Raw genomic sequence first — 209 nt, 5'->3', positions numbered from 1 at the left:
TGCCGTGCCAGCTGGCCGATGGCACCGCCACTGAGGTTGGCATGTGCCAGCGCCACGGCCAACGCATCCGCCGCATCGGCCTGTGGCGTGCCGGACAGACTTTCAGGCCCTGCCGTGCCAGCTGGCCGATGGCACCGCCACTGAGGTTGGCATGTGCCAGCGCCACGGCCAACGCATCCGCCGCATCGGCCTGTGGCGTGCCGGACAGA

The 209-nt window shown here is 70.3% G+C and carries 1 pseudogene; it reads right to left on the bottom strand.

Going from position 1 to position 209, the window contains the following annotated elements:
- Positions 1-209, bottom strand: a pseudogene (locus AWT75_RS23320) (hypothetical protein); the annotation flags it as partial.

Source organism: Aquitalea pelogenes (assembly GCF_001515305.1).
Lineage (GTDB): Bacteria > Pseudomonadota > Gammaproteobacteria > Burkholderiales > Chromobacteriaceae > Aquitalea > Aquitalea pelogenes.
This window is presented reverse-complemented; position numbering and strand designations above follow the sequence as displayed.